Here is a 19,270-nt window from a genome sequence, read left to right on the forward strand (position 1 = left end):
ATAAGGAAAGAAGATGATTGAACAATTTTTCAGGCCCGACTCTGTAGAACAGGCGCTGGAACTGAAGCGCCGCTACCAGGATGAAGCCGTCTGGTTTGCCGGGGGCAGCAAACTCAACGCCACGCCAACCCGTACCAATAAAAAAATTGCTATTTCCTTGCAGGATCTGGAACTGGACTGGATTGACTGGGATAACGGCGCACTGCGTATTGGCGCAATGTCGCGCTTACAACCACTGCGCGATGCGCGATTTATTCCAGTGGCACTGCGTGAAGCTCTCGGCTTTGTCTACTCTCGTCATGTACGAAATCAGTCGACTATCGGCGGCGAAATAGCGGCCCGGCAGGAAGAGTCCGTTCTTCTTCCGGTTCTGTTAGCACTGGATGCAGAACTGGTCTTTGGCAATGGCGAAACGTTGTCGATTGAGAGCTATCTGGCCGATCCGGGCGATCGCCTGCTAACCGAAATCATCATTAAAGATCCGTATCGCACCTGTGCGACCCGTAAAATTAGCCGTTCCCGGGCGGGGTTAACAGTGGTGACTGCAGCCGTTGCATTAACTGACCACGACGGACTGCGAATTGCGCTGGATGGCGTTGCCAGTAAAGCCCTGCGCCTGCACGATGTCGAAAAACAAAACCTGGAAGGCAATGCACTTGAACAGGCCGTCGCCAACGCCATTTTCCCCCAGGAAGATTTGCGGGGGAGCGTAGCGTATAAACGCTATATCACGGGAGTTCTGGTGGCCGACCTTTATGCCGACTGCCAACAGGCTGGGGAGGAAGCCGTATGATCATCCACTTTACTTTAAATGGCGCACCCCAGGGGCTAACCGTTAATCCTGGCGAAAACGTGCAAAAGCTGTTGTTTGGTATGGGTATGCACTCCGTGCGCAACAGTGATGATGGTTTCGGTTTCGCCGGTTCTGATGCGATTCTTTTTAACGGCAACATCGTTAATGCCTCCTTGCTGATTGCAGCACAGTTAGAAAAAGCAAACATTCGCACCGCAGAATCCTTAGGCAAATGGAACGAATTAAGCCTGGTTCAACAGGCAATGGTTGATGTTGGCGTGGTGCAGTCCGGTTATAACGATCCGGCAGCATCTTTGATTATTACCGATCTACTCGATCGCATTGCCGAGCCAACCCGCGAAGAGATCGACGACGCGCTTTCTGGTCTGTTCAGCCGCGATGCGGGTTGGCAGCAATACTATCAAGTCATTGAACTGGCTATTGCGCGTAAAAATAACCCGCGTGCCACGATTGACATCGCCCCCACTTTCCGTAACGACCTTGAAGTTATTGGCAAGCACTACCCCAAAACCGATGCTGCTAAAATGGTGCAGGCGAAACCCTGCTATGTTGAAGACCGCGTAACGGCTGACGCCTGCGTCATTAAAATGTTACGCAGCCCACATGCTCACGCACTGATTACTCATCTGGATGTCAGCAAAGCCGAAGCCTTACCGGGCGTCGTTCACGTTATCACTCATCTCAACTGCCCGGATATTTACTACACTCCTGGTGGTCAAAGCGCGCCAGAACCTTCACCGCTCGACCGTCGCATGTTCGGCAAAAAAATGCGTCACGTTGGCGATCGCGTTGCTGCGATCGTTGCCGAAAGTGAAGAAATTGCGCTCGAAGCACTGAAGCTCATTGACGTTGAATATGAAGTGCTTAAACCGGTAATGTCGATTGACGAAGCAATGGCGGAAGATGCCCCTGTCGTTCACGATGAACCGGTGGTGTACGTCGCTGGTGCGCCAGAGACGCTGGAAGAAGACAATAGCCACGCGGCCCAGCGCGGCGAGCATATGATCATTAACTTCCCTATCGGTTCTCGCCCACGTAAAAATATTGCCGCCAGCATTCATGGTCATATCGGTGATATGGACAAAGGCTTCGCTGATGCTGATGTGATCATTGAGCGAACCTATAATTCAACTCAGGCACAACAATGCCCGACTGAAACACATATCTGCTTTACCCGTATGGATGGCGATCGGCTGGTGATCCACGCCTCCACCCAAGTACCGTGGCACCTGCGCCGTCAGGTAGCGCGTCTCGTTGGTATGAAACAGCATAAAGTTCATGTCATTAAAGAACGCGTGGGCGGCGGTTTCGGCTCCAAACAGGACATCCTGCTGGAGGAAGTGTGCGCCTGGGCAACCTGTGTGACCGGGCGTCCGGTACTGTTCCACTACACCCGTGAAGAAGAGTTTATTGCTAACACCTCTCGTCACGTCGCGAAAGTCACTGTCAAACTGGGGGCAAAAAAAGATGGTCGCCTGACGGCAGTGAAAATGGATTTCCGCGCCAACACGGGCCCTTATGGCAACCACTCACTCACCGTACCGTGTAACGGACCGGCGCTGTCGTTGCCGCTGTACCCGTGCGATAACGTCGATTTTCAGGTCACCACCTACTACAGCAACATTTGTCCAAATGGTGCTTATCAGGGCTATGGCGCGCCAAAAGGTAACTTTGCTATCACCATGGCGTTAGCAGAACTTGCTGAACAATTACAGATTGATCAACTGGAAATTATCGAACGTAACCGGGTACATGAAGGGCAAGAGCTGAAGATCCTCGGTGCGATTGGTGAAGGTAAAGCGCCAACCTCCGTTCCTTCTGCTGCCAGTTGCGCATTGGAAGAGATCCTGCGTCAGGGTCGTGAAATGATCCAATGGTCTTCACCGAAATCACAGGAAGGTGACTGGCGCACAGGTCGTGGCGTCGCCATTATCATGCAGAAATCGGGGATCCCGGATATCGATCAGGCTAACTGCATGATCAAACTGGAATCTGATGGCACCTTTATTGTCCATTCTGGTGGTGCTGATATCGGAACCGGCCTGGATACCGTAGTGACAAAACTGGCAGCAGAAGTGCTGCACTGTCCACCTCAGGATGTGCATGTTATCTCCGGTGATACTGACCATGCATTGTTTGACAAAGGCGCTTATGCCTCGTCTGGTACTTGCTTCTCAGGCAACGCGGCGCGTATGGCGGCAGAAAATCTGCGCGAGAAAATTCTCTTTCATGGCGCACAAATGCTTGATGAACCACTGGAAGATGTCCAACTGGCAACGCCAGGTGTCGTTCGTGGCAAGAAAGGCGAAGTCAGTTTCGGGGATATTGCCCATAAAGGCGAAACCGGTACTGGTTTTGGTTCGCTGGTGGGAACAGCCTGCTACATCACGCCTGATTTCGCCTTTCCGTATGGCGCAAACTTTGCTGAAGTTGCCGTCAACACGCGTACCGGTGAAATCCGCCTGGACAAATTCTACGCATTGCTGGATTGCGGTACGCCAGTTAACCCAGAGTTAGCGTTGGGACAGATCTATGGGGCTACCCTGCGTGCTATCGGACACAGTATGAGCGAAGAAATCATTTATGACGCCGAAGGACACCCGTTAACACGTGATTTACGTAGCTACGGTGCTCCCAAAATTGGTGACATCCCGCGTGATTTCCGTGCCGTGTTGGTGCCGAGCGACGATAAAGTCGGTCCATTCGGAGCAAAATCGATCTCAGAAATTGGCGTAAATGGTGCAGCACCAGCAATTGCCACCGCAATTCACGATGCCTGCGGCATCTGGCTACGCGAATGGCATTTCACACCGGAGAAAATACTTACCGCGCTGAAAAAAATATAAGTAATTAATGGCCGCTTCGGCGGCCTGTTTCCCTTGTATTAAAGATAACTAATTAGTAACTGCGAAAATGAGATAAGCCGTTCTCAAGGCGTCCTGCGCCCCAAATTCGTGGGTATTTATTTTACTGATTCAGATGATCAAATTTACTTTAAAAGGAGTGAAGGGATGTCTGATATAAACCATGCAGGCTCCGACCTTATATTTGAACTGGAGGATCGCCCTCCCTTTCATCAGGCTATTGTTGGTGCCATTACCCATCTGTTGGCAATTTTTGTTCCGATGGTGACCCCCGCATTAATTGTTGGTGCGGCTTTACAGCTTTCTGCAGAAACGACCGCCTATCTGGTTTCTATGGCGATGATTGCCTCTGGCATTGGCACCTGGTTACAGGTAAACCGTTACGGTATTGTGGGTTCCGGTTTGCTCTCAATTCAATCCGTTAATTTTTCATTTGTTACGGTCATGATTGCGCTAGGCAGCAGCATGAAAAGTGACGGTTTTCACGAAGAATTAATCATGTCGTCGCTACTCGGCGTCTCCTTCGTTGGCGCATTTCTGGTTGTCGGTTCTTCTTTTATCCTGCCCTATTTACGTCGGGTTATCTCCCCCACCGTCAGCGGTATTGTGGTGCTGATGATCGGCTTAAGTCTGATTAAAGTCGGCATTATTGATTTTGGTGGTGGATTTGCAGCCAAAAGCAGCGGTACGTTCGGCAATTACGAACACCTCGGCGTTGGATTATTGGTTCTGATTGTGGTGATCGGCTTTAACTGCTGCCGCAGTCCGTTGTTACGCATGGGCGGGATCGCCATTGGGCTATGTGTCGGCTATATCGCATCCTTATGCCTGGGAATGGTAGATTTCAGCAGTATGCGCAATCTGCCGTTAATCACCGTCCCGCATCCCTTCAAATACGGATTTAGTTTCAACTTTCATCAGTTCCTGGTGGTCGGCACGATTTATCTACTTAGCGTACTGGAAGCAGTAGGCGATATCACCGCCACGGCAATGGTTTCCCGCCGACCCATTCAGGGGGAAGAATATCAATCACGTCTGAAAGGCGGCGTGTTGGCTGATGGTCTGGTTTCTGTTATCGCCTCCGCAGTCGGCTCATTACCATTAACTACCTTTGCGCAAAATAACGGTGTTATTCAGATGACCGGCGTCGCCTCACGTTATGTCGGGCGAACCATCGCGGTAATGTTGGTTATCCTCGGGTTATTTCCGATGATCGGCGGCTTCTTCACTACCATTCCCTCAGCAGTTCTGGGTGGGGCAATGACGCTGATGTTTTCCATGATTGCCATCGCCGGTATCCGCATTATTATCACCAACGGATTAAAACGCCGTGAAACACTTATTGTCGCCACTTCTTTAGGTTTAGGGCTTGGCGTCTCCTACGACCCCGAAATTTTTAAAATATTACCTGCCTCAATTTATGTATTAGTTGAAAACCCTATTTGTGCAGGCGGGTTAACTGCGATTTTATTAAATATTATCCTCCCTGGTGGCTACCGACAGGAAAGCGTTCTGCCGGGTATTACCTCAGCGGAAGAGATGGATTAACAATAAAGGAGTCAATGATGTCAGGAGAACACACGTTAAAAGCAGTACGAGGCAGTTTTATTGATGTCACCCGTACAGTCGATAACCCGGAAGAGATTGCCTCTGCGCTGCGTTTTATTGAGGACGGTTTATTACTCATTAAACAGGGGAAGGTGGAATGGTTTGGCGAATGGGAAGACGGCAAGCATCAAATTCCTGACACCATTCGCGTTCGCGACTATCGCGGCAAACTGATAGTACCGGGCTTTGTCGATACGCATATCCATTACCCGCAAAGTGAAATGGTCGGTGCCTATGGCGAACAATTGCTGGAATGGTTGAATAAACACACCTTCCCTACTGAACGTCGCTATGAGGATTTAGAGTACGCCCGTGAAATGTCGGCGTTCTTCATCAAGCAACTTTTACGTAACGGCACAACCACGGCACTGGTGTTTGGTACGGTTCATCCGCAATCCGTTGATGCACTGTTTGAAGCCGCCAGTCATATCAATATGCGCATGATTGCCGGTAAGGTGATGATGGATCGCAACGCGCCGGATTATCTGCTTGATACCGCCGAAAGCAGCTACCTGCAAAGCAAAGAGCTGATCAAACGCTGGCACAAAAATGGTCGTCTGTTGTACGCCATTACGCCACGCTTCGCCCCCACTTCATCGCCCGAACAGATGGCAATGGCGCAACGCCTGAAAAAAGAGTACCCCGATACGTGGGTACATACCCATCTCTGTGAAAACAAAGATGAAATTGCCTGGGTGAAATCACTTTATCCTGAACATGATGGTTATCTGGATGTTTACCACCAGTACGGTCTGACCGGTAAAAACTGCGTCTTTGCTCACTGCGTCCATCTGGAAGAAAAAGAGTGGGATCGCCTTAGCGAAACTCAATCCAGCATCGCTTTCTGTCCGACCTCCAACCTTTATCTCGGTAGCGGCTTATTCAATCTGCAAAAAGCATGGCAGAAGAAAGTCAAAGTGGGCATGGGAACCGATATCGGTGCCGGAACCACCTTCAACATGCTGCAAACACTGAACGAAGCCTACAAAGTGTTGCAATTACAGGGCTATCGTCTCTCAGCCTATGAAGCGTTTTACCTTGCCACGCTCGGCGGCGCGAAATCTCTGGGCCTTGACAACCTGATTGGCAATTTTTTACCAGGCAAAGAGGCTGATTTTGTGGTGATGGAACCCACTGCCACACCGCTACAGCAACTGCGCTATGACAACTCTGTATCTTTAGTCGATAAATTGTTCGTGATGATGACGCTGGGCGATGATCGTTCGATCTACCGCACCTACGTTGATGGTCGTCTGGTGTACGAACGTAACTAATAATAAACCTCGTGAGGACATCATTATGTCTGGAGACATCCTACAAACACCGGACGCATCAAAGCCACAGGGCGCCCTGGATAATTATTTTAAAATTACCGCTCGTGGCAGTACCGTTCGCCAGGAAGTTCTGGCAGGCCTGACCACATTCCTGGCGATGGTTTACTCCGTTATCGTAGTGCCAGGAATGCTGGGTAAAGCAGGTTTTCCTCCCGCAGCGGTCTTTGTTGCCACCTGTCTGGTCGCAGGCTTTGGCTCCCTGCTGATGGGGTTATGGGCTAACCTGCCAATGGCGATTGGTTGCGCCATTTCCTTAACGGCATTTACCGCATTCAGTCTGGTGCTCGGGCAACAAATTAGCGTTCCGGTAGCACTGGGTGCGGTCTTTCTGATGGGGTTGATATTCACCGCCATCTCCGTAACAGGTATTCGTACCTGGATCTTGCGTAATTTACCGATGGGTATTGCACACGGTACAGGTATCGGTATTGGTCTTTTCCTGCTACTGATTGCCGCTAACGGTGTTGGTATGGTTATCAAAAACCCGATTGAAGGCTTACCGGTTGCGCTCGGCGCGTTTACCTCCTTCCCGGTGCTGATGAGCTTGCTGGGATTAGCGGTGATTTTCGGTCTGGAAAAATGCCGCATACCAGGCGGGATCTTGTTGGTTATTATCGCCATCTCGATCATCGGCTTAATCTTTGATCCGGCGGTGAAATACCACGGTCTGGTGGCAATGCCGAGCCTGACTGGCGAAGATGGTAAGTCTCTGATTTTCAGTCTGGATATTATGGGCGCGCTCCAGCCAACCGTACTTCCGAGTGTACTGGCGCTGGTGATGACCGCCGTGTTTGACGCCACTGGCACCATCCGTGCCGTAGCCGGCCAGGCGAATCTGCTGGATAAAGACAACCAGATTATCAACGGGGGCAAAGCCCTGACCAGTGACTCGGTAAGTTCAATATTCTCCGGTTTGGTGGGTGCAGCACCTGCGGCAGTTTATATCGAATCAGCGGCCGGGACCGCAGCCGGGGGTAAAACCGGTTTAACCGCAACCGTGGTTGGCGTTCTGTTTCTGTTGATTCTGTTTTTATCTCCGCTGTCGTTTCTGATCCCCGGTTATGCCACCGCCCCCGCGCTGATGTACGTTGGGCTACTGATGTTGAGCAACGTCTCAAAGCTGGACTTCAATGACTTTATTGATGCAATGGCAGGGCTGGTTTGCGCGGTATTCATCGTCCTGACTTGTAATATCGTCACCGGTATTATGCTGGGGTTTGTGACGCTGGTCGTAGGTCGCGTCTTTGCTCGCGAATGGCACAAGCTGAATATCGGCACTGTTATCATTACCGCCGCGCTGGTCGCGTTTTACGCGGGTGGTTGGGCAATCTAAACGATTCTCCGCGCCTTTCAGCGCGGAGGTTTTTATCAAAGAGGATTCGCACCGCTGGCTGCAATACGCTGCTGGCGAACTCGCTTGAGCTCTCTCTCGGTCAGCAACTGCAAAGCCTGCGTCGGGCAAGATTCAACGCAGGCTGGCCCCTCTTCCCGCTGTTCACAGAGATCACATTTCACGATTTGTTGCCGGGTATGACCGGACAACGACTGAATAGTGATCATCCCAAATGGGCATGCACTAACACAACTCTGACAACCAATGCAGCGGGCAGAGTTTGCCTGCACCATCAGCTCCCCTATGCTCAACGCCTGCACGGGACAAGCGCCAACACAAGGAGCGTTTTCGCACTGGTGGCACATCACTGGCGTACTAATGCTGTCCAGCCGCTGTACCTTCAGCCGGGGTAAAAAGACATCGGCATTCAACTCCTGTTCAGACGGATGAGCGACTACACAGGCAACTTCACAGGTACGGCAGCCAATACAGTCAGCCGGATTAACGATAATTAACGATTTCATCACGATACCTTTGTATCAAACAGAGTTAACATATCGCGCGCCGCCTGCCTTCCTGCGGCCATTGCAGTAACAACCAGATCCGCGCCGTGAACGGCATCACCACCCGCAAAGACTTTTTTCAGATGCGTCTGAGTAGATAAGTATCCCGCGTCGCCGGTTTTAATCAGGCCCCATTTATCAAGTTTAATTCCGCTGCCCTGCAACCACGGCATCGCATGTGCCTGGAAACCAAAGGCCATAATCAGAACATCGGCGGGCAGCTCAAACTCCGACCCTGCCACCGGACGTGGACGACGGCGACCATCTGGCCCAGGCTCCCCCATTGCAGTACGAATCAGACCCACCGCAGTTAAACGCCCATCGTCATCACAGGCGATATATTGCGGCTGAACATTGAACTGAAACTCAACGCCTTCCTCGCGCGCGTTGACCACCTCTTTGCGAGAACCCGGCATACTGACTTCATCACGACGATAAGCACAGGTCACACTGGCGGCATTCAGACGGATGGAAGTACGCAAACAATCCATAGTCGTATCGCCCCCGCCCAATACCACGACTCGCTTACCTTCAACTTCCGTCAGCGGATACTCTCCAGACTCCGGCAATCCCATAAGCTGGCGGGTATGGGCGGTCAGGAACGGTAGCGCCTGAATGACACCAGGAGCGTCTTCATGCGGCAGATCTGCACGCATCATCCCGTAAGTCCCCACACCGAGGAAAACTGCGTCATATTCCACCGTTAATTCGTTGAAAGAGATATCGCGGCCGATTTCACAGTTGAGATGAAAGTCGATTCCCATTGCGGTGAATATCTCACGCCGCTGGCTTAATACCCTTTTATCGAGCTTGAACGGAGGAATGCCAAACGTTAGCATACCGCCAATTTCTGGATGACGATCAAAGACATCAACGTGAACGCCCGCGCGTGCCAGAATATCAGCACACCCCAGCCCCGCTGGCCCTGCGCCAATCACCGCCACTTTTTCCACGCGGGGAGCAACCAGGCTGACATCGGGACGCCAGCCCATCGCCAGCGCGGTATCGGTGATGTAGCGTTCCAGATTCCCGATCGATACAGCGCCAGAGTGATCTTTTAACGTACATGCGCCTTCACAAAGCCTGTCCTGTGGACATACCCGGCCGCAAATTTCTGGTAAGGAGCTGGTCTGGTGACAGAGTTCTGCCGCTTCAATAATCTTCCCTTCCTGTACCAGATGAACATAGTCGGGAATCGCATTATGCAGTGGGCAAAACCAGTTACAGTTGGCTTTCCCGGCACAATAAACACATCGCTCGCTTTCATAAGCCGCTTGTTGATGATCCAGCCCGCAATAAATTTCGCCAAAATGTTTTTTCCGCTCATTCGCTGGAATTTTATCTGCGCCTTTGCGTGGGTTAACAGGGAGCAACGCCGCGTGGCGGGATGGAGGAGTTCCCTCTGACGCTTTTCCTTGTGCCGTTTTGCGTTGGCGGGTCATTTTTATCTGCTGTAACCCTTTATCATCCATCAGCCGTAACGCCTGTGTTGGGCAACTCTCAATACAAGCTTGCGTGCCGGAACTGCGCTGGTTACAAAGGTCACATTTCTGCGCAATAGTATCGGCCATCTCAATGACCCCAAAGGGGCAAGCGATTGCGCATCTTTTACAACCAATACATTTTTGTTCGTCCAGTTGTACGCTATCGGGCTGAAAAGTCAGAGCGTTTACCGGACAAGCCGTAACGCAGGGAGCATTGTTGCAATGATGGCAGGCCACCGGATTAGCCGCCAGCCCTTTCCCAACAACGTGGATACGGGGTCGAAAGTCACGATGACTCAGCGGCCAGAGTTCTTGATTGTGTGCCACCGCACAGGCAATTTCACAGGCATGGCAGCCTATACATTCCGCAGCATCAGCAGCGATAAACTTATTCATTTGCATCCCTTTCATTTGATGAGTTATGTCTTCTCAAATGTCGCGATGCAATAAACGGGCATATATTATAGAACATGCCCGATTTAATAATCATTTTGCTACTGAGATCAAATTATTGCCCCCCAATATATGCTGCTTTCATTCATTAAACATCATTACAAAAAACAGAAGTATCCGACTCAAAAACATTAAATGCGAGAGTCCGACATGCCAGAATGATTAAAGAAATATCAATATGAGAAAATTAGAGATAATTTCACTGCCCATTTATTTTCTCACTTTTTCGGTTTAACCGCGATTATGTGATTGCCTCCGCATTTCCATTCTATAACTCCCTCTCATCGCTAAAACTGGCATCCCACGAGCATGTCATTAGACAGTTTTATTAACGTAAACGGTTGCTTTTTACTCTGGCGAGCGAAAGGAGAATGACTGATGAGCGCCATAGATTCCCAATTACCCTCATCTTCAGGGCAAGACTGCCCCACTGATGAGGTTGACCGTATATTATCACCAGGAAAGTTGATCATACTCGGTCTGCAACACGTCCTTGTTATGTACGCAGGCGCGGTCGCTGTACCACTGATGATTGGTGACAGACTCGGCCTCTCCAAAGAAGCAATAGCAATGCTTATTAGCTCGGATCTCTTTTGCTGCGGGATCGTCACGTTATTGCAATGTATCGGTGTCGGCCGCTTTATGGGGATCCGCCTGCCGGTGATTATGTCGGTGACCTTTGCGGCTGTAACGCCAATGATTGCCATTGGGATGAACCCCGATATCGGCCTGCTGGGGATTTTTGGCGCGACTATCGCAGCAGGGTTTATCACAACATTATTAGCACCACTTATTGGTCGCTTAATGCCTTTGTTCCCACCGCTGGTTACCGGTGTAGTTATTACCTCTATCGGGCTGAGTATTATTCAGGTTGGTATTGACTGGGCTGCTGGTGGTAAGGGCAATCCGCAATATGGCAATCCCGTTTATTTAGGCATCTCTTTCGCAGTCTTAATTTTTATCTTGCTCATTACTCGCTATGCGAAAGGATTTATGTCCAACGTCGCCGTATTACTGGGGATTGTATTTGGCTTCTTCCTTTCATGGATGATGAACGAAGTAAATCTGTCCGGATTATATGATGCATCGTGGTTTGCCATTGTCACGCCAATGTCGTTTGGTATGCCAGTTTTCGATCCTGTTTCCATTCTGACCATGACCGCCGTGTTAATCATCGTATTTATTGAGTCGATGGGGATGTTCCTGGCTTTGGGGGAAATTGTTGGTCGAAAACTTTCTTCACAAGACATTATTCGCGGGCTGCGCGTAGATGGTGTCGGAACAATGATTGGCGGTACATTTAACAGCTTCCCGCATACCTCATTTTCGCAGAACGTCGGTCTGGTCAGCGTAACACGCGTTCACAGTCGCTGGGTGTGTATCTCTTCCGGGATCATTCTTATTCTGTTCGGTATGGTGCCCAAAATGGCAGTGTTGGTAGCTTCCATTCCGCAATTTGTACTTGGTGGCGCAGGGCTTGTCATGTTCGGCATGGTGCTGGCGACAGGGATCCGTATTCTGTCGCGTTGTAACTACACCACCAACCGTTACAACCTCTATATTGTGGCAATCAGCCTTGGCGTGGGCATGACCCCAACGCTTTCTCACGATTTCTTTTCTAAGTTACCAGCCGTACTACAACCATTGCTGCATAGCGGCATTATGTTGGCAACCCTTAGCGCTGTTGTGCTGAACGTTTTCTTTAATGGCTATCAGCATCATGCCGATTTGGTGAAAGAATCTGTCTCTGATAAAGATTTAAAAGTCAGGACAGTACGCATGTGGCTTCTGATGCGCAAGCTGAAGAAAAATGAGCATGGTGAATAATATGAATCTTGTAATGCGCGCTATATTCAGCCTGTTATTGCTCTTTATGATCTCCATTCCTGTCATTTCTGACTGTGTTGCAATGGCTATTGAAAGTCGCTTCAAATATATGATGCTGCTTTTTTAGCTGACATTCCTCTGTCGGCATCCGCTCAAAACGGGCGGTTGCCGATAACACTCACTTGGTTAATCATTTAACATTTTAGTTATCTATAATGACGAATGATTAGAATTACATGTGAGAAATTATGCCAACGGAACACGTCATTTTACTGAATACACAGGGAGTCCCTTCGGGAACACTGGAAAAATATGCTGCACACACGGCTGATACCCCCTTACATCTCGCGTTCTCCTGTTGGCTATTTAACGCCAAAGGACAATTGCTGGTTACTCGCCGTGCACTAAACAAAAAAGCGTGGCCAGGTGTGTGGACCAACTCGGTATGCGGTCATCCGCAACTGGGTGAAAGCAATGAAGAGGCGGTGATCCGCCGTTGCCGCTATGAACTGGGCGTAGAAATAACACCACCCGAACCGGTTTATCCAGACTTCCACTATCGCGCCACTGACCCGAATGGCATTGTCGAAAATGAAGTATGTCCGGTATTTGCCGCACGAATTACCAGTACGTTACAGCTCAACGATGATGAAGTGATCGATTATCAATGGTGTGATTTAGCGGAAGTATTACGCAGTATTGATGCCACACCGTGGGCGTTCAGTCCGTGGATGGTCATGCAGGCGACAAACAGCGAAGCCAGAAAAATGTTGTCAGCCTTCGCGCAACAAAAATAAAAAACCCCGACAAATGCCGGGGCTGTGTGCTTACGCGTAAGGCTTATTTTACCGGACGCATCGCCGGGAACAGAATCACGTCACGGATAGTGTGGCTGTTGGTGAACAGCATAACCATACGGTCGATACCAATTCCCAGACCTGCTGTCGGCGGCAGACCATGTTCCAGTGCAGTAACGTAATCTTCATCGTAGAACATTGCTTCATCGTCGCCTGCATCTTTTGCTGCAACCTGATCGAGGAAACGCTGTGCCTGATCTTCAGCATCATTCAGTTCGCTAAAGCCGTTACCGATTTCACGACCACCAATGAAGAACTCAAAGCGATCGGTGATTTCCGGGTTGACGTCGTTACGGCGCGCCAACGGAGAAACTTCTGCCGGATATTCAGTAATGAAGGTCGGTTGAATCAGATTCGCTTCTGCCACTTCGTCGAAGATCTCAGTGACGATACGACCCAGACCCCAGCTCTTCTCCACGTGAATGCCGAGAGATTCAGCAATCGCCTTCGCAGAGTCGAAGTTATCCAGATCCGCCATATCAGTTTCCGGACGATATTTCTTAATCGCTTCACGCATGGTCAGTTTTTCGAACGGCTTACCGAAGTCCAGCTTCACATCACCGTAAGTCACTTCAGTCTTACCGAGAATATCCTGCGCCAGAGTGCGGAACAGCGATTCGGTCAGTTCAATCAGATCTTTGTAATCCGCGTAAGCCATATAGAGTTCCATCATGGTGAACTCTGGGTTATGACGCACGGAAATACCTTCGTTACGGAAGTTACGGTTGATTTCGAACACACGTTCAAAGCCACCAACCACCAGACGCTTGAGGTACAGTTCCGGCGCAATACGCAGGTACATGTCGAGATCCAGCGCATTGTGATGGGTAATAAACGGACGCGCTGCCGCACCGCCAGGGATCACCTGCATCATCGGGGTTTCAACTTCCATAAAGCCGCGGTTCACCATGAACTGACGGATGCCAGCAAGGATCTGCGAGCGAACTTTAAAGGTGTTGCGGGATTCATCGTTAGAGATGAGGTCCAGATAACGCTGACGATAACGCGCTTCCTGATCCTGCAAACCGTGGAATTTGTCCGGCAGTGGACGCAGTGCTTTGGTCAGCAGACGCAGCTCGGTGCAGTGGATCGACAGTTCGCCGGTCTTGGTTTTAAACAGCTTACCTTTTGCGCCGATAATATCGCCAAGATCCCATTTCTTAAATTGATCGTTATAAACGCCTTCCGGCAGATCATCACGAGCGACATATAACTGAATGCGGCCACCGACGTCCTGCAGGGTAACGAAGGAGGCTTTACCCATGATTCGACGAGTCATCATGCGACCAGCAACAGCCACTTCGATGTTCAACTCCTCCAGCTCTTCGTTCTCTTTGCCGTCGAAGTCTGTATGCAGTTGGTCAGAAGTATGGTCGCGACGAAAATCGTTCGGAAAAGCAACCCCCTGCTCACGCAGGTTCGCCAGCTTTTCGCGACGGGTTTTCAGTTCATTGTTAAGATCGGTTACCGCGTCAGTGCCTTGTACGTGTTGTTCAGACATGTTGGTTCCTTATAACCCAGCTTTCAAACTTGCTTCGATAAATTGATCCAGGCTGCCATCCAGCACTGCCTGCGTATTGCGGGTTTCCACCCCGGTGCGCAGATCTTTAATGCGGGAGTCATCAAGGACATAAGAACGAATCTGGCTGCCCCAGCCGATGTCAGATTTATTGTCTTCCATCGCCTGTTTCTCAGCGTTCTTCTTCTGCATCTCCAGCTCATAAAGCTTCGCTTTCATCTGCTTCATGGCCTGGTCTTTGTTCTTGTGCTGGGAACGGTCGTTCTGGCACTGAGTCACAATCCCTGTCGGGATGTGGGTAATACGCACCGCAGATTCGGTACGGTTAACGTGCTGACCGCCCGCACCGGATGCGCGATAAACATCAATGCGCAGATCCGCTGGGTTGATTTCGATATCGATATCGTCATCTACTTCTGGATAAACAAATGCGGAACTAAAGGACGTGTGGCGACGGCCACCGGAGTCAAACGGGCTCTTACGCACCAGACGGTGAACGCCGGTTTCTGTGCGCAGCCAACCGTAAGCGTAATCACCGGAGATCTTGATAGTCACGGATTTAATACCCGCCACTTCACCTTCCGACTCTTCGATAATTTCAGTTTTAAAACCACGTGATTCTGCCCAGCGCAGATACATACGCTCAAGCATGCTCGCCCAATCCTGCGCTTCTGTACCGCCGGAGCCCGCCTGGATATCGAGGTAGCAATCGGCGCTGTCATATTCGCCGGAGAACATGCGGCGGAACTCAAGTTGCGCCAGTTTTTCTTCCAGGGCGTCGAGTTCAGCAACGGCTTCGTTAAAGGTTTCTTCGTCGTCGGCTTCTACTGCCAGTTCCAGCAGACCGGAAACATCTTCCAGCCCTTGTTTCATTTGGTCGAGAGTATCGACAACAGCCTCGAGGGAGGAACGCTCTTTACCCAGCGCCTGCGCACGCTCAGGCTCGTTCCAGACATCCGGCTGTTCCAGCTCGGCGTTTACTTCTTCCAGACGCTCTTTCTTGGCGTCGTAGTCAAAGATACCCCCTAAGAACGTCGGAGCGTTCCGTGAGGTCCTGAATGCGATTCTTTACCGGATTAATTTCAAACATGGTCTGATTTCTTTTATTGAGCTAGTCAAAATGCGGTGATAAGAGCGGGATTGTACCCAATCCACACTCTTTTTTATAGAGAAGATGACGCTAAATTGGCCAGATATTGTCGATGATAATCTGTAGATTGCGGTTGCCGCGAAACTCGTTGATATCCAGTTTGTAAGCCAGTTGCACTTCGCGCACGCCGTTATCTGGCCAAAGAGCCGTATCAACGTTAAACGCAATACCATCCAGTAGCGGGCCGCCGCCGACCGGTTCAACCATAACCTTCAGATGGCGCTCCCCCACCAGGCGCTGTTGCAGCAGGCGGAAATGGCCGTCAAACAGCGGTTCCGGGAACATCTGCCCCCACGGACCGGCATCACGCAGCAGTTGCGCGACTTCCATTGTCATCTCCGCTGCACTTAACGGGCCGTCTGACACAACTTCGCCTTGCAATAAAGAAGGATCAAGCCACTCGGTAACCAGCTCGCCAAAGCGTTGCTGAAAGAGTTCAAATTTATCCTCTTCCAGCGACAATCCTGCCGCCATCGCATGACCGCCAAACTTGAGCATCATGCCAGGGTAGAGCGTGTCTAACCGCTCCAGCGCATCGCGCATATGCAGTCCCTGAATGGAGCGACCGGAACCTTTCAGCGTACCATCACCTGCAGGCGCAAAGGCGATAACCGGACGATGAAAACGCTCTTTGATGCGCGAAGCCAGAATACCAACGACGCCCTGATGCCATTCAGGGTGATACATTGCCAGCCCGCCGGGCAGTGTATCGCGACTACGCTCCAGTTGCTCACACAGGGTCAATGCTTCGACCTGCATTCCCTGTTCGATCTCTTTACGTGTCTGGTTTAACGCATCAAGCTCATTGGCCAGAACGCGCGCTTCACCGATGTTGTCGCAAAGCAGCAACGCCACGCCAACGGACATATCATCCAGTCGCCCGGCAGCATTGAGACGCGGCCCCAGCGCAAAACCTAAATCGCTGGCAGCGAGTTTTTGCGGATCGCGATTTGCCACTTCCAGCAGAGCTTTAATCCCCGGTCGGCACTTCCCGGCACGAATACGGCTCATCCCTTGCCAGGTCAGGATGCGGTTATTGGCGTCCAGTGGCACAACATCCGCCACAGTCCCCAGAGCGACCAGATCCAGCAATTCCGCCAAATTGGGGATTGCGATGCCACGCTCATCAAACCATCCCTGATCACGCAAAAAGGTGCGTAACGCCAGCATCAGATAAAAGGCCACACCAACGCCTGCCAGTGATTTTGACGGGAACTCGCAGTCACGCAAATTGGGATTAATAATGGCTTCCGCCGCGGGTAACGTTTCGCCGGGTAAATGGTGATCGGTAACAATAACCGGAATGCCCAGCGAGCGAGCGTGTTCAACACCTGCGTGGGAAGAAATACCGTTATCAACCGTTACAATCAACTGCGCACCACGCGCATAAGCTTGATCGACCACTTCCGGACTTAAACCATAACCGTCTTCAAAACGGTTTGGCACCAGATAGTCGATGTTGTCACAGCCGAGAGAACGCATCGCCAGCACGCTAAGGGCTGTGCTGGTGGCTCCGTCGGCGTCGAAATCCCCGACCACAATAATCCGCGTTCCTTCACGAAAAGCGTTGTAAAGGATCTCAACAGCCTTTTCGACACCGCTCAGTTGCTGCCAGGGCAACATACCTTTAACACTGCGCTCCAGTTCCTGCGCGCTGCGCACGCCCCGACTGGCGTATAAACGGCGCAGCAAGGGGGGCAGGTCAGCGGGCAAGTCTGCCGTTTCGTCGACTTCACGACGACGAAGTTGTATCTGTTGTTTCACGCGAATTATTTACCGCTGGTCATTTTTTGATGTTCGTCGAGGAATGCTTTCATCTCTTTCGGCGGCTGGTAGCCCGGCACCAGAGTACCGTTATTCAGCACAACCGCCGGAGTACCACTAACACCAAGCTGTACGCCAAGTGCGTAATGGTCGGCAATATCGATATCGCAACTTGCCGGAGTAACGGCTTTGCCTGCCATTACGTCATCAAAGGCTTTGTTTTTATCTTTTGCACACCAAATGGCTTTCATTTGTTGCTCCGCCTGGCTTTCCAGCCCCTGACGCGGGAACGCGAGATAACGCACGGTGATCCCCAGCGCGTTGTAGTCAGCCATCTGCTCATGCAGTTTGTGGCAGTAACCGCAGGTAATGTCGGTAAACACGGTGATGACGTGCTTTTCTTGCGGCGCTTTGTAGATAATCATCTCTTTTTCCAGCGCATTCAGTTGCTTTAACAGCATCTGGTTGGTGACGTTGACCGGTGCCACGCCGCTAACATCATACATTGGCCCCTGAATGATGTGTTTACCGTCATCGGTGATATACAGCACGCCGCTGTTAGTTAGCACTGTTTTCATACCAGCAACGGGCGCGGGCTGAATATCGCTGCTTTTGATGCCCATTTTAGCTAACGTTTGTTGTATTGCCGCGTCATCCGCCTGAACAAAGCCAGAAAACGTCGCCAACAAAGTAAACAACATAAAACCTTTCTTCATAAATCATCCTGTTCTTTTCAGCTATCACGCCCGCGGGTGATGCTGTTGATGAAGTTGCCGCAGACGCTCAGTGGCGACATGCGTATAAATTTGAGTCGTGGAGAGATCACTGTGACCCAGCAACATCTGCACCACACGTAAATCCGCACCATGATTTAACAAATGGGTGGCAAAGGCGTGACGCAACACGTGCGGCGATAACTTTTCGCTGTCGATCCCCGCCAGCACAGCATAGTGTTTAATGCGATGCCAGAAAGTCTGCCGCGTCATTTGCTGCGCGCGCTGGCTGGGAAACAGTACGTCAATCGACACACCGTTTAACAACCACGGTCGCCCATGTTCCAGATAGGTTTCCAGCCAGTAGACCGCCTCTTCACCTAACGGCACCAGTCGCTCTTTGTTGCCTTTACCTATTACCCGCACCACCCCCTGACGCAAGCTGATATCACTCATCGTCAGACCGACAAGTTCAGAAACGCGCAACCCGGTAGCATACAACACTTCGAGCATCGCTTTGTCACGCAGTTCCAGTGGCTGATCCACCAGCGGTGCCTGCAATAACCTTTCGACCTGCGCTTCACTTAAATCTTTCGGTAAGCGCTGGGGTAATTTCGGTGAAGCAAGATGCGCACTGGGATCGTCTTCACGAAACTTTTCGCGGTAAAGATACTGGAACAATCGGCGCACCGCACTCAATAAACGGGCTGAACTGGTGGCTTTATACCCGCCCTCCAGCCGTTCTGCCAATAATGCCTGTAAGTCACCACTTTGCGCCGTTGCCAGCGTTAGCCCACGATGATGCAACCACTCCACCATCATTGACAGATCGCGGCGATATGCGTTCAACGTATTTTCTGCCAGATTTTTTTCCAGCCACAGGGCATCAAGAAATTGCTCGATGCGTGCCAAATCTTGTTTCACTTGCGCCCCTTACATTTCTCGTTTGATGCATTATGCCTTATTGTGCCGTGACTAAAACGATTC

Annotated in this window: 15 protein-coding genes; 8 read left to right on the forward strand and 7 right to left on the reverse strand. The window is 50.8% G+C overall.

The features are described 5' to 3' along the window. The first annotated feature begins 13 nt into the window (after positions 1-13). The 5 genes from ygfM (at position 14) to ghxQ (ending at position 7,953) form a co-directional block, all read left to right on the forward strand. Entirely contained in the window at positions 14-793 is a 780-nt protein-coding gene (gene ygfM, locus C0K55_RS15905; RefSeq protein WP_000572480.1) for a molybdopterin-dependent oxidoreductase FAD-binding subunit, read from the forward strand. Continuing rightward, complete coding sequence (locus C0K55_RS15910) at positions 790-3,660, forward strand: molybdopterin-dependent oxidoreductase Mo/Fe-S-binding subunit (RefSeq protein ID WP_000583667.1); 2,871 nt, start codon at positions 790-792, stop codon at positions 3,658-3,660. The genes ygfM and C0K55_RS15910 overlap by 4 nt, the downstream gene beginning before the upstream one ends. A gap of 165 nt (positions 3,661-3,825) precedes the next feature. Continuing rightward, complete coding sequence (xanQ, locus tag C0K55_RS15915) at positions 3,826-5,226, forward strand: xanthine/proton symporter XanQ (RefSeq protein ID WP_001517020.1); 1,401 nt, start codon at positions 3,826-3,828, stop codon at positions 5,224-5,226. A gap of 17 nt (positions 5,227-5,243) precedes the next feature. After that, positions 5,244-6,560, forward strand: coding sequence for a guanine deaminase (gene guaD, locus C0K55_RS15920; RefSeq protein WP_010378591.1), 1,317 nt, complete (start codon positions 5,244-5,246; stop codon positions 6,558-6,560). 25 nt (positions 6,561-6,585) lie between these two features. Further along, positions 6,586-7,953 carry a guanine/hypoxanthine transporter GhxQ gene (gene ghxQ, locus C0K55_RS15925; protein ID WP_000012179.1) on the forward strand — a complete coding sequence of 456 codons (1,368 nt, stop codon included), beginning with the start codon at positions 6,586-6,588 and terminating at the stop codon, positions 7,951-7,953. A gap of 35 nt (positions 7,954-7,988) precedes the next feature. On the opposite strand, the gene C0K55_RS15930 is transcribed toward ghxQ, so the two are convergent. Both C0K55_RS15930 and ygfT read right to left on the reverse strand, forming a co-directional pair. Beyond that, positions 7,989-8,477 (reverse strand): 4Fe-4S dicluster domain-containing protein, encoded by a 489-nt coding sequence (locus C0K55_RS15930; protein ID WP_001517022.1) that lies wholly within the window; start codon positions 8,475-8,477, stop codon positions 7,989-7,991. Continuing rightward, positions 8,477-10,396, reverse strand: coding sequence for a formate-dependent uric acid utilization protein YgfT (gene ygfT / locus C0K55_RS15935; protein ID WP_085449213.1), 1,920 nt, complete (start codon positions 10,394-10,396; stop codon positions 8,477-8,479). The genes C0K55_RS15930 and ygfT overlap by 1 nt, the downstream gene beginning before the upstream one ends. Before the next feature lie 435 nt (positions 10,397-10,831). On the opposite strand from ygfT, the gene uacT reads away from it, so the two are divergent. The 3 genes from uacT (at position 10,832) to idi (ending at position 13,077) form a co-directional block, all read left to right on the forward strand. Continuing rightward, entirely contained in the window at positions 10,832-12,280 is a 1,449-nt protein-coding gene (gene uacT / locus C0K55_RS15945; protein ID WP_001517024.1) for a urate/proton symporter UacT, read from the forward strand. A 1-nt stretch (position 12,281) separates the two neighbouring features. Then, positions 12,282-12,407 carry a protein YqfG gene (gene yqfG, locus C0K55_RS15950; RefSeq protein ID WP_010378596.1) on the forward strand — a complete coding sequence of 42 codons (126 nt, stop codon included), beginning with the start codon at positions 12,282-12,284 and terminating at the stop codon, positions 12,405-12,407. A 121-nt stretch (positions 12,408-12,528) separates the two neighbouring features. Further along, positions 12,529-13,077 carry an isopentenyl-diphosphate Delta-isomerase gene (gene idi, locus C0K55_RS15955; RefSeq protein WP_016262504.1) on the forward strand — a complete coding sequence of 183 codons (549 nt, stop codon included), beginning with the start codon at positions 12,529-12,531 and terminating at the stop codon, positions 13,075-13,077. A gap of 43 nt (positions 13,078-13,120) precedes the next feature. Here the strand turns inward: idi and lysS are convergent, their stop codons facing one another. The 5 genes from lysS to xerD all read right to left on the reverse strand — a co-directional run bounded on the left by lysS (position 13,121) and on the right by xerD (position 19,207). Continuing rightward, a complete protein-coding gene (lysS, locus tag C0K55_RS15960) occupies positions 13,121-14,638 on the reverse strand; it encodes a lysine--tRNA ligase (protein WP_000003094.1) in 1,518 nt (505 codons plus the stop codon). Between the two features lie 9 nt (positions 14,639-14,647). After that, positions 14,648-15,746 (reverse strand): peptide chain release factor 2 gene (gene prfB / locus C0K55_RS15965; protein WP_098729101.1). Its coding sequence is split into 2 segments (ribosomal slippage): positions 14,648-15,670 and positions 15,672-15,746, totalling 1,098 coding nucleotides; the frame shifts between segments, so codons are not numbered across the junction. Between the two features lie 90 nt (positions 15,747-15,836). Next, a complete protein-coding gene (gene recJ, locus C0K55_RS15970; protein WP_000813173.1) occupies positions 15,837-17,570 on the reverse strand; it encodes a single-stranded-DNA-specific exonuclease RecJ in 1,734 nt (577 codons plus the stop codon). A 5-nt stretch (positions 17,571-17,575) separates the two neighbouring features. Continuing rightward, the gene (dsbC, locus tag C0K55_RS15975; protein WP_000715232.1) at positions 17,576-18,286 is read right to left on the reverse strand and encodes a bifunctional protein-disulfide isomerase/oxidoreductase DsbC; all 711 of its coding nucleotides are present in this window, start codon (positions 18,284-18,286) and stop codon (positions 17,576-17,578) included. A gap of 24 nt (positions 18,287-18,310) precedes the next feature. Next, positions 18,311-19,207, reverse strand: a complete 897-nt coding sequence (gene xerD / locus C0K55_RS15980; RefSeq protein ID WP_000806649.1) for a site-specific tyrosine recombinase XerD — start codon at positions 19,205-19,207, stop codon at positions 18,311-18,313. Positions 19,208-19,270: the final 63 nt, after the last annotated feature.

Origin of the sequence: Escherichia sp. MOD1-EC6098 (assembly GCF_002965865.1) — a bacterium.
Lineage (GTDB): Bacteria > Pseudomonadota > Gammaproteobacteria > Enterobacterales > Enterobacteriaceae > Escherichia > Escherichia marmotae.

What these genes read in the sequence shown, in the direction of transcription:
- yqfG (WP_010378596.1), top strand. Translation starts at nt 12,282, where the DNA reads ATGAATCTTGTAATGCGCGCTATATTCAGCCTGTTATTGCTCTTTATG.
- guaD (WP_010378591.1), top strand. Translation starts at nt 5,244, where the DNA reads ATGTCAGGAGAACACACGTTAAAAGCAGTACGAGGCAGTTTTATTGAT.
- ghxQ (WP_000012179.1), top strand. Translation starts at nt 6,586, where the DNA reads ATGTCTGGAGACATCCTACAAACACCGGACGCATCAAAGCCACAGGGC.
- ygfT (WP_085449213.1), bottom strand. Translation starts at nt 10,396, where the DNA reads ATGAATAAGTTTATCGCTGCTGATGCTGCGGAATGTATAGGCTGCCAT.
- dsbC (WP_000715232.1), bottom strand. Translation starts at nt 18,286, where the DNA reads ATGAAGAAAGGTTTTATGTTGTTTACTTTGTTGGCGACGTTTTCTGGC.
- lysS (WP_000003094.1), bottom strand. Translation starts at nt 14,638, where the DNA reads ATGTCTGAACAACACGTACAAGGCACTGACGCGGTAACCGATCTTAAC.
- uacT (WP_001517024.1), top strand. Translation starts at nt 10,832, where the DNA reads ATGAGCGCCATAGATTCCCAATTACCCTCATCTTCAGGGCAAGACTGC.
- C0K55_RS15930 (WP_001517022.1), bottom strand. Translation starts at nt 8,477, where the DNA reads ATGAAATCGTTAATTATCGTTAATCCGGCTGACTGTATTGGCTGCCGT.
- C0K55_RS15910 (WP_000583667.1), top strand. Translation starts at nt 790, where the DNA reads ATGATCATCCACTTTACTTTAAATGGCGCACCCCAGGGGCTAACCGTT.
- idi (WP_016262504.1), top strand. Translation starts at nt 12,529, where the DNA reads ATGCCAACGGAACACGTCATTTTACTGAATACACAGGGAGTCCCTTCG.
- xanQ (WP_001517020.1), top strand. Translation starts at nt 3,826, where the DNA reads ATGTCTGATATAAACCATGCAGGCTCCGACCTTATATTTGAACTGGAG.
- ygfM (WP_000572480.1), top strand. Translation starts at nt 14, where the DNA reads ATGATTGAACAATTTTTCAGGCCCGACTCTGTAGAACAGGCGCTGGAA.